Genomic DNA, 15036 nt, shown 5'->3' with positions numbered 1-15036 from the left:
GACATGCGTCTCGGAATTCTCTGTGTCGGGCGGCTCAAGGCCGGCCCGGAGCGCGATCTCTACGCGCGTTACGCCGCCCGCGTCGCGGCGATGCGCAATCTCGGGCTCATGGGGCTCGATCTCCTGGAAATCGACGAGAGCCGGGCGCGCAATCCGGTCGAGCGCATGGCGCAGGAAGGCGAGTGTCTGCTCGCCGCTCTGCCCGTCGGCGCGAAGCTCACCGTTTTCGACGAGCGCGGGACGGCCGCCAGCAGCGCCGATTTCGCAGCGCTCGTCGCGAGCGAGCGCGATAGAGGAGCGAAATCGCTCTGGTTCGCGATCGGCGGCTCGGAAGGTCTCTCGCCCGCGGTGCGGGAGAAGGCGGGCGCAGTCTTCTCCTTCGGGCGCATGACGCTGCCGCATCAGATCGTGCGCATCCTCGTCGCCGAGCAGATCTATCGGGCGACGACGATTCTCTCCGGCCACCCCTATCATCGGGCGTGAGGCGCGCCTCGTGTCGGATTTTCCACCGCGACGACACGAAGATTGCATCCGCGGGGCGACGAGGCGGAGCGTTTTCGCCCGCGTCAGAGGACAAAAATGAACGAGCCGCCGCTCATACGCTTCATTGTCTGCGTCGGAGACGTCTGCGATCGCGACGGGCGCGGGAGCGCGTTGCACGAGCGCTTGAGCGAGGCGCTCGACATTGATTTCGGCAAAGGGATCGCCGTCGGCCGCATCGCCTGCACGAGGCGCAGCTGCTTGCGCCATTGCTCGCACGGCGTTCCCATGCTGCGCGTCGAGCCGTCCGGCGACGTCTACGCCGATGCGGACATAGAGCTGATGCTCGATCTCGTCGAAGAGGCGCTGATGGCCGGCTGAGCCGGCCTCACTCGTCGCCGACCTTGGCCGGCTTCAGCACCACGGGACGCAGCAGGAAGGACGGAATATGGTCGCCGAGGCCGATGACCGGCGGCCCGTCGTCCTCCGGCTGGCGCGCCGGCCTGCGGTCGCGCCGATCGCCATAGGTCGGCGGCCTCTCGGGACGCGCCGGCCGCTCGGCGCTCGCAGGGCGCTCGGTTCTGGCGGGACGCTCGGTTCTGGCCGGCCGTTCCGCGCGGGCCTCGCGCGGCGGCCGGGCTTCGCGTTCTTGCTGCGTATCGCGTTCTTGCCGCGTATCGCGCGCTTGTCGGGCTTCGCGATCCGCCGTCGGACGACGGCCGCTGCGCTCGCCGCTGCGCGCGCTGCCGCGACCGCGTCCGCGCGATTCGCGCGCCGGCGCTTCCGATGGCGGCGGCAGCTGGTCGAGGCCGGGGCCTTCCCAGTCGATCTTATTGCCGATCAGCGTCTCGATCTGATCGAGATATTTGCGGTCGTCGTCGGTGACCAGCGTGAAAGCCGTGCCCGAGCGCCCGGCGCGGCCGGTGCGGCCGATGCGATGGACATAGTCCTCGCTATGCGTCGGCACGTCGAAATTGAAGACATGGCTGACGTCCGGAATATCGAGGCCGCGCGCGGCGACGTCCGAGCAGACCAGGAGATTGACGTCGCCATTCTTGAACGCGTCGAGCGAGGCCATGCGCGCGAGCTGGTCCATATCGCCATGCAGCGCGCCGGCGGAGAAGCCGTGCTTGTCGAGCGAGCGATGCAGGATCGCCACGTCGCGCTTGCGGTTGCAGAAGATGATCGCGTTCTTGAAGCTGTCCGCGCCGCGAATGATTCGCCGCAGCGTCTCGCGCTTCTCCGCATGGCCATGTGTGGCGACGAGCGCTTGGCGAATCGTCGCCGCGGTCGTCGCGGCGCGCGCCACTTCCACGCGCACCGGATTGTGCAGAAACGCCTCGGTGAGGCGCGTGATCTCCGGCGGCATGGTGGCGGAGAAGAACAAGGTCTGCCGCGTGAAGGGCACGAGCTTGCAGACCCGCTCTATGTCCGGGATGAAGCCCATGTCGAGCATGCGGTCGGCCTCGTCGATGACGAGGATCTCTATATTGGTGAGCAGCAGCTTGCCGCGATCGAAGAAGTCGAGAAGGCGGCCGGGCGTCGCGATCAGCACATCGGCTCCGCGCATGATCTTGGCTTCCTGGTCGCCGAAGGAGACGCCGCCGATCAGCAATGAGACGTTGAGCTTATGATTTGCCCCATATTTGGCGAAGCTCGCCTCGACCTGGGCGGCGAGCTCGCGCGTCGGCTCCAGAATCAGCGTGCGCGGCATGCGCGCCCGGGCGCGCCCCTGCTCGAGTCGGCACAGCATGGGCAGCGTGAACGCCGCCGTTTTTCCTGTGCCCGTCTGGGCTATGCCCAGAATGTCGCGCCCTTGCAGCGCGGGAGGAATGGCCTGTTCCTGAATGGGCGTCGGCTGGGTGTAGCCGGACGCCTCAACGGCCGCGAGGACCTTTTGAGAAAGGCCGAGTTCGTCGAAGTTCATCAATGGTCCTGGTCGCGGCGTTCGTGACATCTGGCAAGGGATGGGCGCGCGTAGGCCGCGGGGGCGCGCGTCGTCCTCGAGAGGCGGAGCCGTCGCAAATCGACGGATATGTTCCGCTGGCGTTCTGCTCGTCGTTGAGGGAGCAAGACGCGCGCCATGCTTGGAGCCGAACGCGTCGGATGTCAATGAAATTGACGCGTCGCATCGCGAGCGACGCCGCGTCGCTCGCGCTATTCGCGTTCGAATTTGTACTATTTCGCGTCCTGCCCGCAGGGCGAGACCGGCGCGACGCCTTTTTGACCCGGCGCGATCGAGCCGGTGGCGGCGTGATCCACGCCGACGAAGCCGATTCGATACAGCGGCTGGGCCGACGCCGCCGGCTGCGACGCCGCGAGCTGCGCGAGCCCGCGCTCCTGCTTATGGACAAAAGCGATGAGCGGGAGCTCGCCGTTTTGTAACTTTGCCGACAGGAGGTTGGCCCCGAGCACGCAGGCGAGCGCTAGCACTGCCGAACCCAAGGCTACTTTTTCGACGAGCTTGCCCGCCGTGTCCCGCCGAAACCGATCGAGCATCGACATTCGCGCCTCTTTTTTGGTTCGCGCGCCACGCTTTTTGACCGCGGGCGACTATAGGGGGAGGCGGTAAAGGACGCGTTTACGCTCATGGTTTTCAATAAGTAGACGAATGCGGCGTGCTGCCGCAGGCAGGCGAATCGAGACATTCGCGGCGCCCTTTGGAAACCCAATTCCGGGCCAGGCCGGGAGGAGGGCGAAATTCACTTGTTCCGCCGCTCCGGCACATTATGTCCTAGGCGGATTGTCAAAGAGGCGGCGCGCTCGAGGCGCCGCATCCGAGGCGGGCCTCGGACTTTTTTCGGCCGTTTCAGCTTTTCGGGTCTTGCCAATGCTCCCGCGAGAAAGAAAACTCGGCTCCTCTCCGCTTCGCCCGCTCCGCGAAAGCCGGCGAGGGGCCCGCGGCACAGAGAATGCTACGCAGAAATCCGACGGGCCTGTCGCAGGCGAAACTTCGGAAAGGGGAATGAGGATAGCCGAGGTGACAGTGATCGATGATCTTACGCTCGACAGCCGAGTTCCGTCCTCCGCGGAGGAATGCGGCGCGCCTCCCCATGCGGGCGGAAAAGAGCCTCGCAAGAGCGGCGGCGGCGATGGGGGGTCCGGGTCGGGAACGGCGCTGATCACCCGCACGAGGACGCAGACGCGTCGGCCCAACATGTACCGCGTGTTGTTGCTCAACGACGACTACACGACCCAGGAGTTCGTCGTCATCGTCCTGCGTAAATATTTCAACAAGAGCCTGGAAGAAGCCACTCGGATAATGCTGCACGTGCATAATCACGGCGTCGGCGAATGCGGCGTCTACACCTATGAGGTGGCGGAGACGAAAGTCACGCAAGTGATGGACTATGCGCGCAAGCATCAGCATCCGCTTCAGTGCATCATGGAAAAGAAGTGAGGGCGGACGATCGATGCCGACATTCTCGCGCAACCTGAAGCAGTCACTCGACCGCGCGCTCGCCTCGGCGAGAGAGCGGCACCACGAATATGCGACTTTGGAGCATCTTCTCCTCAGTCTCATAGACGACCAGGACGCCGCCGCCGTGCTCCGCGCCTGTTCGGTCGATCTGGATCTGCTCGCGAAGAGCTTGCGCGAATACATCGATCACGAACTGGACAATCTGGTCAATGAATCGGCAGGCGACTGCAAGCCGACCGCCGGTTTCCAGCGCGTCGTGCAGCGCGCGATCATCAGCGTGCAATCCTCCGGTCGCGAGGATGTGAGCGGCGCCAATGTGCTGGTCGCGCTCTTCGCCGAGCGCGAGAGCCACGCCGTCTATTTCCTGCAGGAGCAGGATATGACGCGCTATGACGCGGTCAATTACATCAGCCACGGCATCGCCAAGCGGCCCGGCCTCTCGGATGGCTCGCGCGCGCCGCGCGGGGTCGAGGACGAGGCGGAGCGGGGTGAGGGGCGCGAGGGCCGCGAGGGAGAGCCGCGCAAGAAGGAAGGCGCGCTCGAGGCCTATTGCGTGAACCTCAACCGCAAGGCGCGCGATGGCCGCATCGATCCGCTGATCGGCCGCGAGTCCGAGGTGCTGCGCACCGTCCAGGTGCTGTGTCGCCGGCAGAAGAACAATCCGCTGCTGGTCGGCGATCCCGGCGTCGGCAAGACGGCCATCGCCGAAGGCCTCGCTCGCAAGATCATCCAGAACGAGGTTCCGGATGTTCTCGCCGGCGCGACGGTGTTCGCGCTCGACATGGGCACGCTGCTCGCCGGCACGCGCTATCGCGGCGATTTCGAGGAGCGGCTGAAGCAGGTCATCAAGGAGATCGAGGCGCATAAGAACGCCATCCTCTTCATCGACGAGATCCATACGGTGATCGGCGCCGGCGCGACCTCCGGCGGCGCGATGGACGCCTCCAATCTGCTCAAGCCGGCGCTCGCGCAAGGCACGCTGCGTTGCATTGGCTCGACCACCTATCGCGAATATCGCCAATATTTCGAGAAGGACCGCGCCCTGGTGCGGCGCTTCCAGAAGATCGACGTCAATGAGCCGTCGATCCCGGATGCGGTGGAGATCCTCAAGGGTCTGAAGCCCTATTTCGAAGAGTTCCACAAGATCCGTTACACCAATGAGGCGGTGAAAGCGGCGGTGGAGCTCTCGGCGCGCTATATCCACGACCGCAAGCTGCCGGACAAGGCGATCGACGTCATCGACGAGACCGGCGCGGCGCAAATGCTCGTGCCCGAGTCCAAGCGCAAGAAGACGATCGGCCTGAAGGAGATCGAGACGACGATCTCGACGATGGCGCGTATTCCGGCCAAGACCGTCTCCAAGGACGACGCCGAAGTGCTGGCCCATCTCGACGAGACGTTGAAGCGCGTCGTCTATGGCCAGGACAAGGCGCTCACCGCGCTGACCTCGGCGATCAAGCTCGCCCGCGCCGGCCTGCGCGATCCCGAGAAGCCGATCGGCTGCTATCTCTTCTCCGGCCCGACGGGCGTCGGCAAGACGGAGGCGGCGCGCCAGCTCTCCACCTCGCTCGGCATAGAGCTGCTGCGCTTCGACATGTCGGAATATATGGAGCGCCATACGGTGAGCCGGCTCATCGGCGCGCCTCCCGGCTATGTCGGCTTCGATCAGGGCGGCCTTCTGACCGACGGCATCGACCAGCATCCGCATTGCGTGCTGCTGCTCGACGAGATCGAGAAGGCGCATCCCGATCTCTTCAACATTCTGTTGCAGGTGATGGACCACGGCAAGCTGACGGATCACAACGGCAAGCAGATCGACTTCCGCAATGTGATCCTCATCATGACGACCAACGCCGGCGCCGCCGATCTCGCGCGGAAGCCGATCGGCTTCACCCGCGGCACGGTGCACAACACCGAGGACAATGAAGCGATCAATCGCCTCTTCGCCCCGGAGTTCCGCAATCGTCTCGACGCGATCGTCAACTTCGGCCATCTGCCGGAGGAGGTCATCGCCCGCGTCGTCGACAAATTCGTCCTGCAGCTCGAGGCGCAGCTCGCCGATCGCAATGTCACGATCGAGCTCGCCGACGAGGCGCGCGCCTGGCTCGTCGAGCATGGCTATGACCAGGCCATGGGCGCGCGGCCGATGGGTCGCGTCATCCACCAGCACATCAAGACGCCGCTCGCCGACGAGGTTCTGTTCGGCAGGCTGAAGAACGGCGGCGCGGTGCGCGTCGTGGTGGTGACTGACGACAGCGGCGCCAAATCGCTCGGTTTCGTCTTCCCCGAGGGGCCGGTGCTGCCGCGTCCCGAGCGCGATATCGTCGAGGCCGGCAAGAAGCGCGCTTCCGCCGAAGGTGGCGAGCCGCGCAAGAGCCGCAAGCCGAAGGAGAGCGACTCCGGCAAGGATTCGGGCAAGACCGATCCGGTGCCGCGTAGCGCCAGCGCCCGCCCGCGCAGCGTTCCGGAGACGCCGCTAAAGAACTGAGCAGCCTCTCGAATCCTCACGGGATGTTAATCACTTCGACTGTATTCTCGAAGCCGGGCTCATGCCCGGCTTCGTCGTTCGCGCGCTCCCGCGAGGCTGTCCGAGCGTCGAGGTGGGCGAGCGTCGAGGTGGGAACGTAGATGCGCGTGGCGATCGTTCACTATTGGTTCGTCGGCATGCGCGGCGGTGAAAAGGTCGTCGAATCCCTGATCCGGCTCTATCCGCAGGCCGATCTGTTCACCCATGTCATCGATCCGGCCGCTGTTTCGCAGACAATCCTCTCGCGCCCGATCAAGACGAGCTTCATCCAGTCCCTGCCTCGCGCTGCGAAATATTATCGGCAATATCTGCCTTTGATGCCGCTCGCCTGCGAGCAGCTCGATCTGCGCGGCTATGATCTCGTCATTTCGAGCGAGTCGGGCCCGGCCAAAGGCGTCATTCCGCCGCCGGAAGCGCTGCATGTGTGCTATTGCCACTCGCCCATGCGTTATTTGTGGAACATGTACCATGAGTATCGCGAGGAATCCGGCCGGCTCACGCGCCTGCTGATGCCGCCGCTCGCGCATTATCTGCGCAATTGGGACGCGCTGTCGGCGACCCGCGTCGATCATTTCATCGCCAATTCGACGACGGTCGCGCATCGCGTCGAGCGTTATTACCGACGTTCCGCCGATGTCGTGCACCCACCCGTCGCCGCCGACGCCTTCGTCATCGCGCCGCGCGAAGAGATCGGCGATTATTATCTCATGGTCGGCGAGCTCGTCGGCTATAAGCGGCCCGATCTCGCCATCGACGCATTCAACGCGATGGGCAAGAAGCTCGTCGTCATCGGCGGCGGCTCCAATCTGGAGGCGATCGGCAAGCGCGCCGGCCCCACCGTGTCTGTGCTCGGCCCGCAGCCCTTCGACGTGCTCATGCGGCATTATTCGCGCTGTCGCGCGCTGATCTTCCCGGGCGAGGAAGATTTCGGCATCGTGCCGCTCGAGGCGATGGCGAGCGGCAGGCCGGTCATCGCCTTCCGCCGCGGCGGGGCGACGGAGACCGTTGTCGAGAATGAGACAGGCGTCTTCTTCGATACGCAGACCGTCGAAGCGCTGAGCGAGGCGATCACGCGCTTCGAGCGCATGGAATTTTCGCCGGAGCGCATTCGCGCTCATGCGCTCGGCTTCGGAGAAGAGCGCTTCCTGCGCACGATGCGGGAGAAGATCGACTCCTATTTCGCCGCTCGCGCCGCGAAAAGCTGAGAATTCTCTCCTCCCGCGAGCCTCCACCTCTGCGCTTTCGAGCGCGCACGTCATGGCGTATGATGCGCGCGCATTTTCATCGGGAGGATTGCATGAGACTTTTCATCGCGTCATTCGCCGTGTTGCTCGCGCTCTGCATCGCGCCGGCGCGCGCCGACGACAGGGGCGAGCGCCTCGCCGTCGCGAAGGATCTGCTCGTCGCCATGCATGTGACGGATACTGCCAAGCAGATGCTGCCGGCTCTGATGGAGCAGATCAAATCACTGCTCGGGGCGCAAAATCCGAAGCTCGACAAGGACCTCGCCGAGATATCGCCGCGCATGCAGGCGAAATTCATCGCCAGTCTGGACGAGCTGGCGGGCCAGATGGCCGCCGTCTATGCCGATAATTTCAGCGTCGCGGAATTGCGCGACGTGCTGAGCTTCTACAAATCGCCGACGGGCGCGAAGCTGGCCCTGAAAATGGGCCAGCTCGCCAAGAGCGGAATGGAGGTCGGCAAAGCCTGGGGCGTGAAGGTCGGCGAGTCGCTGCAGACCGATCTCAAATCCGAGCTGCGCAAGCGCGGCTACTCGATCTGAGATCAGCTGAGCCTCACTGCTCCTGCGCCGCGCGCTTGCGGCGCGGCGCAGGCGTCTCTTTGGGTTCCTTCGCCGCCTTCGTCTCCTTCGCCTTGTCCGCGCGCGGCGGACGGCGCTTCAGCACTTCGGCGAGATAGCGCCCCGTATGGCTGCGCTTCGCGGCGACGATATCGGCAGGTGGGCCGGCCGCCACGATCTCGCCGCCGCCGTCGCCGCCCTCCGGCCCGAGATCGATGATCCAATCGGCCGTCTTGATGACCTCGAGATTATGCTCGATGACGACGACGCTATTGCCCTGATCGACGAGCTCGTGCAGCACCTCGAGCAATTTCGCGACATCGTGGAAATGCAGGCCCGTCGTCGGCTCGTCGAGAATATAGAGCGTGCGCCCCGTGGAGCGGCGCGCCAATTCCTTGGCGAGCTTCACGCGCTGCGCCTCGCCGCCCGAGAGCGTCGTCGCCTGCTGGCCGACGCGGATGTAATCGAGGCCGACGCGCTTCAGCGTCTCCATCTTGTCGCGGATCGCCGGCACTGCTTTGAATAGTACGGCCGCTTCCTCGACCGTCATGTCGAGAACGTCGGCGATAGATTTGTCGCGATATTTCACTTCCAGCGTCTCGCGATCGTAGCGCTTGCCCTTGCAAACGTCGCAAGTGACATAGACGTCGGGCAGGAAGTGCATCTCGATCTTGATGACGCCGTCGCCCTGGCAGGCTTCGCAGCGGCCGCCCTTCACATTGAAGGAGAAGCGCCCCGGCGCATAGCCGCGCGCCTTCGCCTCTGGCAGGCCAGCGAACCATTCGCGGATCGGCGTGAAGGCGCCGGTATAGGTCGCCGGATTGGAGCGCGGCGTGCGGCCGATCGGCGATTGATCGATATCGATGATCTTGTCGATATGCTCGAGCCCGTCGATCTTGTCGAAAGGCGCGGGATGCTCATGCGCGCTATTGAGGCGGCGCGCCACGGCTTTGTACAGCGTCTCGATGACGAGAGTCGATTTGCCGCCGCCCGAAACGCCGGTGACGGCGGTGAACAGGCCCAAGGGAATCTTCGCCTCGACATTTTTGAGATTGTTTCCGCGCGCGCCGGAAATCTTCAGCCAGCGGCCGGGATCGGGCTTGCGCAGCGCATGGCGCAAAGTCACTTGTTTCGCGCCGGTCAAATATTGGCCGGTGAGCGAATTGGGATCGTCCATGATCTCCTGCGGCGCGCCTTTGGAGACGATGTGGCCGCCATGCACGCCGGCGCCGGGGCCGACATCGACCACATAATCGGCGGAGAGAATCGCATCCTCGTCATGCTCGACGACGATGACGCTATTGCCGAGATCGCGCAGGCGCCGCAGCGTGTCGAGCAGCCGGTCATTGTCGCGCTGATGCAGGCCGATCGAGGGCTCGTCCAGCACATAGAGCACGCCGGTGAGGCCGGAGCCGATCTGCGAGGCGAGGCGGATGCGCTGGCTCTCGCCGCCCGACAGCGTGCCCGAGGCGCGCGACAGAGTGAGATAGTCGAGGCCGACATCGACGAGGAAGGTCAGGCGGTCGCGGATTTCCTTCAAAATGCGATGCGCGATCTCATTGCGCTTGGCGTCGAGCTTTTCCGGCAGCGTGCGGAACCAGTCGAGCGCGGCGCGCACGGAGAGGTCCGACACTTCGCCGATATGCAGCCTGTCGATTTTCACCGCCAGCGCTTCCGGCTTCAGGCGATAGCCGAGGCAGGCCTTGCAGGGCTCCGCCGACATATAGCGGCCGATCTCCTCTCGCGCCCATTCGCTGTCCGTCTCCAAAAAACGGCGCTGCAGATTGGCGACGACGCCTTCGAATGGCTTCTTCACATCATAGGCGCGCGCGCCGTCGTCATAGGAGAAGCGAATCTCCTCTTTGCCGGAGCCGTGCAGCAGGACCTCTCGCACTGTTTTGTCGAGCTGCTCGAAAGGCGTGTCGAGTCGGAATTTGTAATGCCGGCCGAGCGAGGCCAGCGCTTGGCTGTAATAGGGCGACGATGATTTCGCCCAGGGCGCGATGGCGCCTTTGCGCAAAGAGAGCTTGGGATCGGGAACGACGAGATCGGGATCGATCACCTGCTCCTGGCCGAGACCGCTGCAGGCCGGGCAGGCGCCGAAGGGATTGTTGAAGGAGAACAGCCGCGGCTCGATCTCCGCAATGGTGAAGCCGGAGACGGGGCAAGCGAATTTCGACGAGAAGACGATGTGGTCCGGCGCATAATGGTTCGAGGCATAGGCGGCCGCCGGCGCAGATGGCGCGGCGGTCTCGCTGGGTCGGCTCGTCTGATCCGCGAACTCCACCACCGCCAGCCCATTGGCCAGCTCCAGCGCCGTCTCGAAACTATCGGCGAGACGCGCGCCAATGTCGGAGCGCACCACGATACGGTCGACGACAATGTCGATGTCGTGCTTCAATTTCTTGTCGAGCGGCGGCGTGTCGGCGATCTCGTGATAGGCGCCGTCGATCTTCAATCGCTGAAAGCCGCGCTTGGTGAATTCGGCGATCTCTTTTTTATATTCGCCCTTGCGGCCACGCACGACGGGCGCGAGCAGATAGAGGCGCGTTCCCTGCGGCAGCGCCAGCACGCGGTCGACCATTTGCGAGACCGTCTGGCTCTCGATCGGCAGGCCGGTCGCCGGCGAATAGGGAATGCCGGCGCGCGCCCATAAGAGGCGCATGTAATCGTGAATCTCCGTCACCGTGCCGACGGTGGAGCGCGGATTCTTCGAGGTCGTCTTCTGCTCGATGGAGATGGCGGGCGAGAGGCCGTCGATCTGATCGACATTCGGCTTCTGCATCATCTCCAGAAATTGGCGGGCATAGGCCGAGAGCGACTCGACATAGCGGCGCTGGCCCTCGGCGTAGATCGTGTCGAAGGCGAGCGAGGATTTGCCCGATCCCGAGAGTCCGGTGAAGACGACGAGCTTGTCGCGCGGAATGACGAGATCGACATTTTTGAGATTATGCTCGCGCGCGCCGCGAATGGAGATGACCTTGCCGTCGAACAGATCGTCGAGTGAGGCTTCAGCGGCGGATTTTTTCGAGCTTCGCATGTGCACGACCAGAACTGGAGCGTTGGGTTCGCCCCCTCCCCGACCCTTCCCCGCTGCGCGGGGGAGGGGGTAGATTCGGCGCATCATCGAGGGCTTGCGCGACGTCGGCGCCTCTCCCGCGTCGCGGGGGAGAATGAGGGAAAGGGCCGGCGGGCGATCGATCTTACGCCCTCCGTCCTCTCTTGCCATGCTGCGACGCACTAATCCACAGGCTCGAGCGACAGCCAGAGCTTGACCGTGGCCGCCCGCCTTCATAAGGCGCGGCACAAATCATGCTGTCTCGACCGGGACAATCGGGAAAGGCGAGCGGTTCGATGGCGCTATACGGACAATTTTCCGCAGGGGAGGCGGCGCGATGAGCGAGCCCGTCCGCGCCGTCTTGATCGATCTCGAAGGCGTCGTCCTTCCGATGGCTTTCATGACCGAGACGCTCACGCCCCTCGCCGCCCAGCGGCTCGGGAGCTACATCGCCGAGCACGCCGAGGACGAGGTGGTGGAGGAGGCGCTGGAGGAGACCGGACGCCTGATGGGCGGCTATGAGCTCGATCCCACGCAGGCGGAATCGCTGCTGCTGCGCTGGATGAAGCAGGGCCGCAAGGCGACGCCGCTGAAAATCCTTCAGGGCCTCGTCTGGCAGGAGGCTTTCGACAAGGGCGAGCTCGCTGGCGCGCTCTATCCGGATGTGGTCGATTGCTTGAAATCCTGGGCCGCCGCCGGGCTTCGCCTGTTCGTCTATTCGTCCAATTCGGCGGAGGCGCAAAAGCTGCTGCTGCGCCGCTGCGCGACCGAGGATCCGACCGGCCTGTTCGAAGGGTTTTTCGACACTTCGCTCGGCCAGAAGATCGAGCCCGGCTCCTATCGCGACATCTGCGAGAGTCTGGCCCTGCCCGCGGCGTCCATCCTCCTGCTGTCGGAAAACGAGGACGAATTGGACGCCGCCAAGACCGCTGGCCTCGCGACCATCCGCATCGCGCGCGACGGCTCCGTCGCCAGCGGCCATGAGGTCAGCCCCGATCTCGCCTCCTCGAACATCGGACAGTGACGAATGGCGAAATTCACGCTCGAGACGCGCGACGGGACGAGGTCGGAGATCGCCGGCAAGGATCGCGCGACGATGATGAAGCTGATCCGCAAATCGGGCGTAGAGGAGCTGGTCGCGGAATGCGGCGGCAGTTGCACCTGCGCCACCTGCCAAATCTATGTCGATCTGCCCGACGGCGTCGCCATGCCCCCCATGGAGCCCGCCGAGGCCATCATGCTGGCCAAGGCCGCCAACCGCGAGCTCAATTCGCGCCTCGCCTGCCAGATGAAATTCGACTCGGGCCTAGACGGTATGCATGTCCGCATCGCCCCGGAGGATTACAGCAATAGCTAGCGGCGCAGCGGGCGGAGCGTTCTCATGCGACATCGCAAGCTCGGCCGGTCGGGCCTCGACTGCGCCCCCCTCGTGCTCGGCTGTCACGTCTTCGGCTGGACGGTGGACGAGGCGACCTCCGGCGCCATTCTGGACGCGTTCGTCGATCGCGGCTTCGCGCTGATCGACACCGCCGACACCTATTCGACCTGGGCGCCCGGCCATAAGGGCGGCGAGTCCGAAACGATCATCGGCAATTGGCTGAAGGCGACGGGCAAGCGCGATCGGGTTCTGATCGCGACCAAGGTCGGTGGCGATATGCCAAATCTGGGCAAGGGCCTCTCCCGCGCCCACATCATCCGCTCGGCCGAGGAGTCGCTGCGTCGGCTCGGAACCGATCGGATCGATCTCTATCAGGCGCATTTCGACGACACCGCGGTCTCGTTCGACGAGACGCTGGAGGCTTTCGCGCGCCTCATCCAGAGCGGCAAAGTGCGGGCCATCGGCGCGTCCAATTATTCGGCGCCGCGCCTCGCCGAGGCGCTGGCGACCGCGCGAGCCCATGGGCTGCCGCTGTTTTCCTGCCTGCAGCCGCATTACAATCTCGTCACCCGCGCCTTTTACGAAGGCGATCTGCGCCGGCTGTGCCTCGAGGAGGATTTGGGCGTCATTCCCTTCCGCGCGTTGGAAGCGGGATTCCTCACCGGCAAATATCGCTCGATGGAGGATACGGTCGGCGCGGCGCGCGGCGCCGTCGTCGCGCGCATTCTCGACGATCGCAGCCTCGATATTCTGCGCGAGCTCGACCGCGCCGCCACGCAATTCGCCGCCACTCCGGCGCAGATCGCCATCGCCTGGCTGCTGGCCCAGCCGGGCGTGACCGCGCCGATCGTCAGCGTCACCAGCCTCGCCCAGCTCGCGGAGATTTTCGGCGCGATGACGCTGACGCTCGACGCGCGAACGCTGATGCGGCTCGACATGGTGAGCGCATGAGCGCCATTGCCCGCTTTCGGCTCCCGGTCTAGGAATAATCGACGAATGAGACGGGAAAGAGGAGCCGAAATTGACAGCCGCCGCCACGGCCGAGGCGCCGCGCAAAAGCGCGCATAGTCTCTATCTGCAAGTGCTCGCCGCCATCGTGCTCGGCGCATTGCTCGGCGTCTATTTTCCCGACATCGCCATGAGCCCCTGGATGGAGGCGATGGGCAAGGGCTTCGTCAATCTCATCAAAATGGTGATCGCGCCGATCATCTTCTGCACCATCGTCTCCGGCATCGCCCATCTCGAGAGCGCCGCCAAGGTCGGGCGCGTCGGCGTCAAGGCGCTCGTCTATTTCGAAGTCGTCTCGACCATAGCCCTGGCGCTCGGCCTTCTCGTCGGCAATGTGCTGCGGCCGGGCGAAGGTTTTTCGGGCAAGGCGGACACTGCCGCCGTCGCCAAATATCTTGAGCCGACCGCGCAGCGCAGCCCGGTCGAATTCGTGCTCGGCGTCATTCCCGACAGCGTCATCGGCGCCTTCGCCAGAGGCGATATTCTGCAAGTGCTGCTGTTCTCTATCCTCTTCGGCTTCGCGCTGATGGCGCTCGGCGAGCGGGGCAGGGCGCTGGGCGGCTTCATCGACGAGGCCGGCCACGCCATGTTCGGCGTCATCGCGATCGTGATGAAGGCGGCGCCGCTCGGCGCTTTCGGCGCCATGGGCTATACGGTCGGCAAATATGGCTCGCAGTCGCTGCTGAGCCTCGCTTGGCTGGTCGGCTCCTTCTATATCACCTCCATTTTATTCGTTGTCGTCGCGCTCGGCGTCGTCGCGCATTTCGTCGGCTTCAGCATTTTCCGCTTCCTCGCCTATATTCGCGACGAATTGCTGATCGTGCTCGGCACCTCTTCGTCGGAGAGCGCGCTGCCGCAGCTCATGGAGAAGCTCGAGCGCTTGGGCTGCTCGAAATCGGTCGTCGGACTCGTCGTGCCGACCGGCTATTCCTTCAATCTCGACGGCACCAATATCTATATGACGCTGACGAGCCTGTTCATCGCCCAGGCGCTCGGCGTCGAGCTCTCGGCGGGACAGCAATTCGTCATTCTCACCGTGGCGATGCTGACGTCGAAGGGCGCCTCGGGCGTGACCGGCGCCGGCTTCATCACGCTTGGCGCGACGCTCGCCTCGATCGACCCGCGTCTCGCGCCGGGCATGGCGATCGTCATCGGCGTCGATAAATTCATGAGCGAATGCCGCGCGCTCACCAATATTTGCGGCAATGGCGTGGCGACAATCGTCGTCGCCTGGTGGGAGGGCGAGCTCGACCACGACAAGCTCGCCGCCGGCCTCTCGCGCCGCATCGACCCGAGCGATGTGGAAACCGCAATCACGACGCAATGAGCGGGGGCATTGCGCCCGCCCGACGCGGATGCTAGA

The 15036-nt window shown here is 64.5% G+C and carries 13 protein-coding genes; 10 read left to right on the top strand and 3 right to left on the bottom strand.

Going from position 1 to position 15036, the window contains the following annotated elements:
• Positions 1 to 3: 3 nt before the first annotated feature.
• The gene (gene rlmH / locus AC6IY7_RS00980) at positions 4 to 483 is read left to right on the top strand and encodes a 23S rRNA (pseudouridine(1915)-N(3))-methyltransferase RlmH (protein WP_497781110.1); all 480 of its coding nucleotides are present in this window, start codon (positions 4 to 6) and stop codon (positions 481 to 483) included.
• 96 nt (positions 484 to 579) lie between these two features.
• Positions 580 to 861, top strand: a complete 282-nt coding sequence (locus AC6IY7_RS00975; RefSeq protein ID WP_497781109.1) for a (2Fe-2S) ferredoxin domain-containing protein — start codon at positions 580 to 582, stop codon at positions 859 to 861.
• A 7-nt stretch (positions 862 to 868) separates the two neighbouring features.
• Here AC6IY7_RS00975 and AC6IY7_RS00970 read toward each other — a convergent pair whose 3' ends face one another.
• Both AC6IY7_RS00970 and AC6IY7_RS00965 read right to left on the bottom strand, forming a co-directional pair.
• Complete coding sequence (locus tag AC6IY7_RS00970) at positions 869 to 2407, bottom strand: DEAD/DEAH box helicase (protein WP_497781108.1); 1539 nt, start codon at positions 2405 to 2407, stop codon at positions 869 to 871.
• A 251-nt stretch (positions 2408 to 2658) separates the two neighbouring features.
• Positions 2659 to 2985: a hypothetical protein gene (locus AC6IY7_RS00965; protein ID WP_497781107.1), complete on the bottom strand. Its 327-nt coding sequence runs from the start codon at positions 2983 to 2985 to the stop codon at positions 2659 to 2661.
• 460 nt (positions 2986 to 3445) lie between these two features.
• On the opposite strand from AC6IY7_RS00965, the gene clpS reads away from it, so the two are divergent.
• The 4 genes from clpS (at position 3446) to AC6IY7_RS00945 (ending at position 8211) form a co-directional block, all read left to right on the top strand.
• Complete coding sequence (gene clpS / locus AC6IY7_RS00960; RefSeq protein ID WP_497781106.1) at positions 3446 to 3880, top strand: ATP-dependent Clp protease adapter ClpS; 435 nt, start codon at positions 3446 to 3448, stop codon at positions 3878 to 3880.
• A gap of 13 nt (positions 3881 to 3893) precedes the next feature.
• Positions 3894 to 6389: an ATP-dependent Clp protease ATP-binding subunit ClpA gene (gene clpA, locus AC6IY7_RS00955; protein WP_497781105.1), complete on the top strand. Its 2496-nt coding sequence runs from the start codon at positions 3894 to 3896 to the stop codon at positions 6387 to 6389.
• Positions 6390 to 6529: 140 nt separating this feature from the next.
• The gene (locus tag AC6IY7_RS00950) at positions 6530 to 7633 is read left to right on the top strand and encodes a glycosyltransferase (RefSeq protein WP_497781104.1); all 1104 of its coding nucleotides are present in this window, start codon (positions 6530 to 6532) and stop codon (positions 7631 to 7633) included.
• Positions 7634 to 7725: 92 nt separating this feature from the next.
• Positions 7726 to 8211, top strand: a complete 486-nt coding sequence (locus AC6IY7_RS00945) for a DUF2059 domain-containing protein (RefSeq protein WP_497781103.1) — start codon at positions 7726 to 7728, stop codon at positions 8209 to 8211.
• A gap of 13 nt (positions 8212 to 8224) precedes the next feature.
• Here the strand turns inward: AC6IY7_RS00945 and uvrA are convergent, their stop codons facing one another.
• Positions 8225 to 11269, bottom strand: coding sequence for an excinuclease ABC subunit UvrA (gene uvrA, locus AC6IY7_RS00940; RefSeq protein ID WP_497781102.1), 3045 nt, complete (start codon positions 11267 to 11269; stop codon positions 8225 to 8227).
• 355 nt (positions 11270 to 11624) lie between these two features.
• Here uvrA and mtnC point away from each other — a divergent pair, with 355 nt between their 5' ends.
• From mtnC to dctA, 4 genes are all read left to right on the top strand, one after another.
• On the top strand, positions 11625 to 12311 hold the full coding sequence (gene mtnC, locus AC6IY7_RS00935; RefSeq protein ID WP_497781101.1) for an acireductone synthase: 687 nt from the start codon (positions 11625 to 11627) through the stop codon (positions 12309 to 12311).
• A gap of 3 nt (positions 12312 to 12314) precedes the next feature.
• Positions 12315 to 12644, top strand: coding sequence for a 2Fe-2S iron-sulfur cluster-binding family protein (locus AC6IY7_RS00930; RefSeq protein WP_497781100.1), 330 nt, complete (start codon positions 12315 to 12317; stop codon positions 12642 to 12644).
• Positions 12645 to 12668: 24 nt separating this feature from the next.
• A complete protein-coding gene (locus tag AC6IY7_RS00925) occupies positions 12669 to 13616 on the top strand; it encodes an aldo/keto reductase (protein WP_497781099.1) in 948 nt (315 codons plus the stop codon).
• Between the two features lie 70 nt (positions 13617 to 13686).
• Positions 13687 to 15000, top strand: coding sequence for a C4-dicarboxylate transporter DctA (gene dctA, locus AC6IY7_RS00920; RefSeq protein ID WP_497781098.1), 1314 nt, complete (start codon positions 13687 to 13689; stop codon positions 14998 to 15000).
• The last annotated feature ends 36 nt before the right edge of the window (positions 15001 to 15036 follow it).

The sequence above is a fragment of the Methylosinus sp. is20ea genome, assembly GCF_059718135.1.
Note: the sequence above shows the minus strand (reverse complement) of the source record. Positions and strands in the feature narration are given on the sequence as shown.

Coding starts and splice junctions, on each gene's coding strand:
- rlmH (WP_497781110.1), top strand. CDS start 4: ATGCGTCTCGGAATTCTCTGTGTCGGGCGGCTCAAGGCCGGCCCGGAG.
- AC6IY7_RS00975 (WP_497781109.1), top strand. CDS start 580: ATGAACGAGCCGCCGCTCATACGCTTCATTGTCTGCGTCGGAGACGTC.
- AC6IY7_RS00970 (WP_497781108.1), bottom strand. CDS start 2,407: ATGAACTTCGACGAACTCGGCCTTTCTCAAAAGGTCCTCGCGGCCGTT.
- AC6IY7_RS00965 (WP_497781107.1), bottom strand. CDS start 2,985: ATGTCGATGCTCGATCGGTTTCGGCGGGACACGGCGGGCAAGCTCGTC.
- clpS (WP_497781106.1), top strand. CDS start 3,446: ATGAGGATAGCCGAGGTGACAGTGATCGATGATCTTACGCTCGACAGC.
- clpA (WP_497781105.1), top strand. CDS start 3,894: ATGCCGACATTCTCGCGCAACCTGAAGCAGTCACTCGACCGCGCGCTC.
- AC6IY7_RS00950 (WP_497781104.1), top strand. CDS start 6,530: ATGCGCGTGGCGATCGTTCACTATTGGTTCGTCGGCATGCGCGGCGGT.
- AC6IY7_RS00945 (WP_497781103.1), top strand. CDS start 7,726: ATGAGACTTTTCATCGCGTCATTCGCCGTGTTGCTCGCGCTCTGCATC.
- uvrA (WP_497781102.1), bottom strand. CDS start 11,269: ATGCGAAGCTCGAAAAAATCCGCCGCTGAAGCCTCACTCGACGATCTG.
- mtnC (WP_497781101.1), top strand. CDS start 11,625: ATGAGCGAGCCCGTCCGCGCCGTCTTGATCGATCTCGAAGGCGTCGTC.
- AC6IY7_RS00930 (WP_497781100.1), top strand. CDS start 12,315: ATGGCGAAATTCACGCTCGAGACGCGCGACGGGACGAGGTCGGAGATC.
- AC6IY7_RS00925 (WP_497781099.1), top strand. CDS start 12,669: ATGCGACATCGCAAGCTCGGCCGGTCGGGCCTCGACTGCGCCCCCCTC.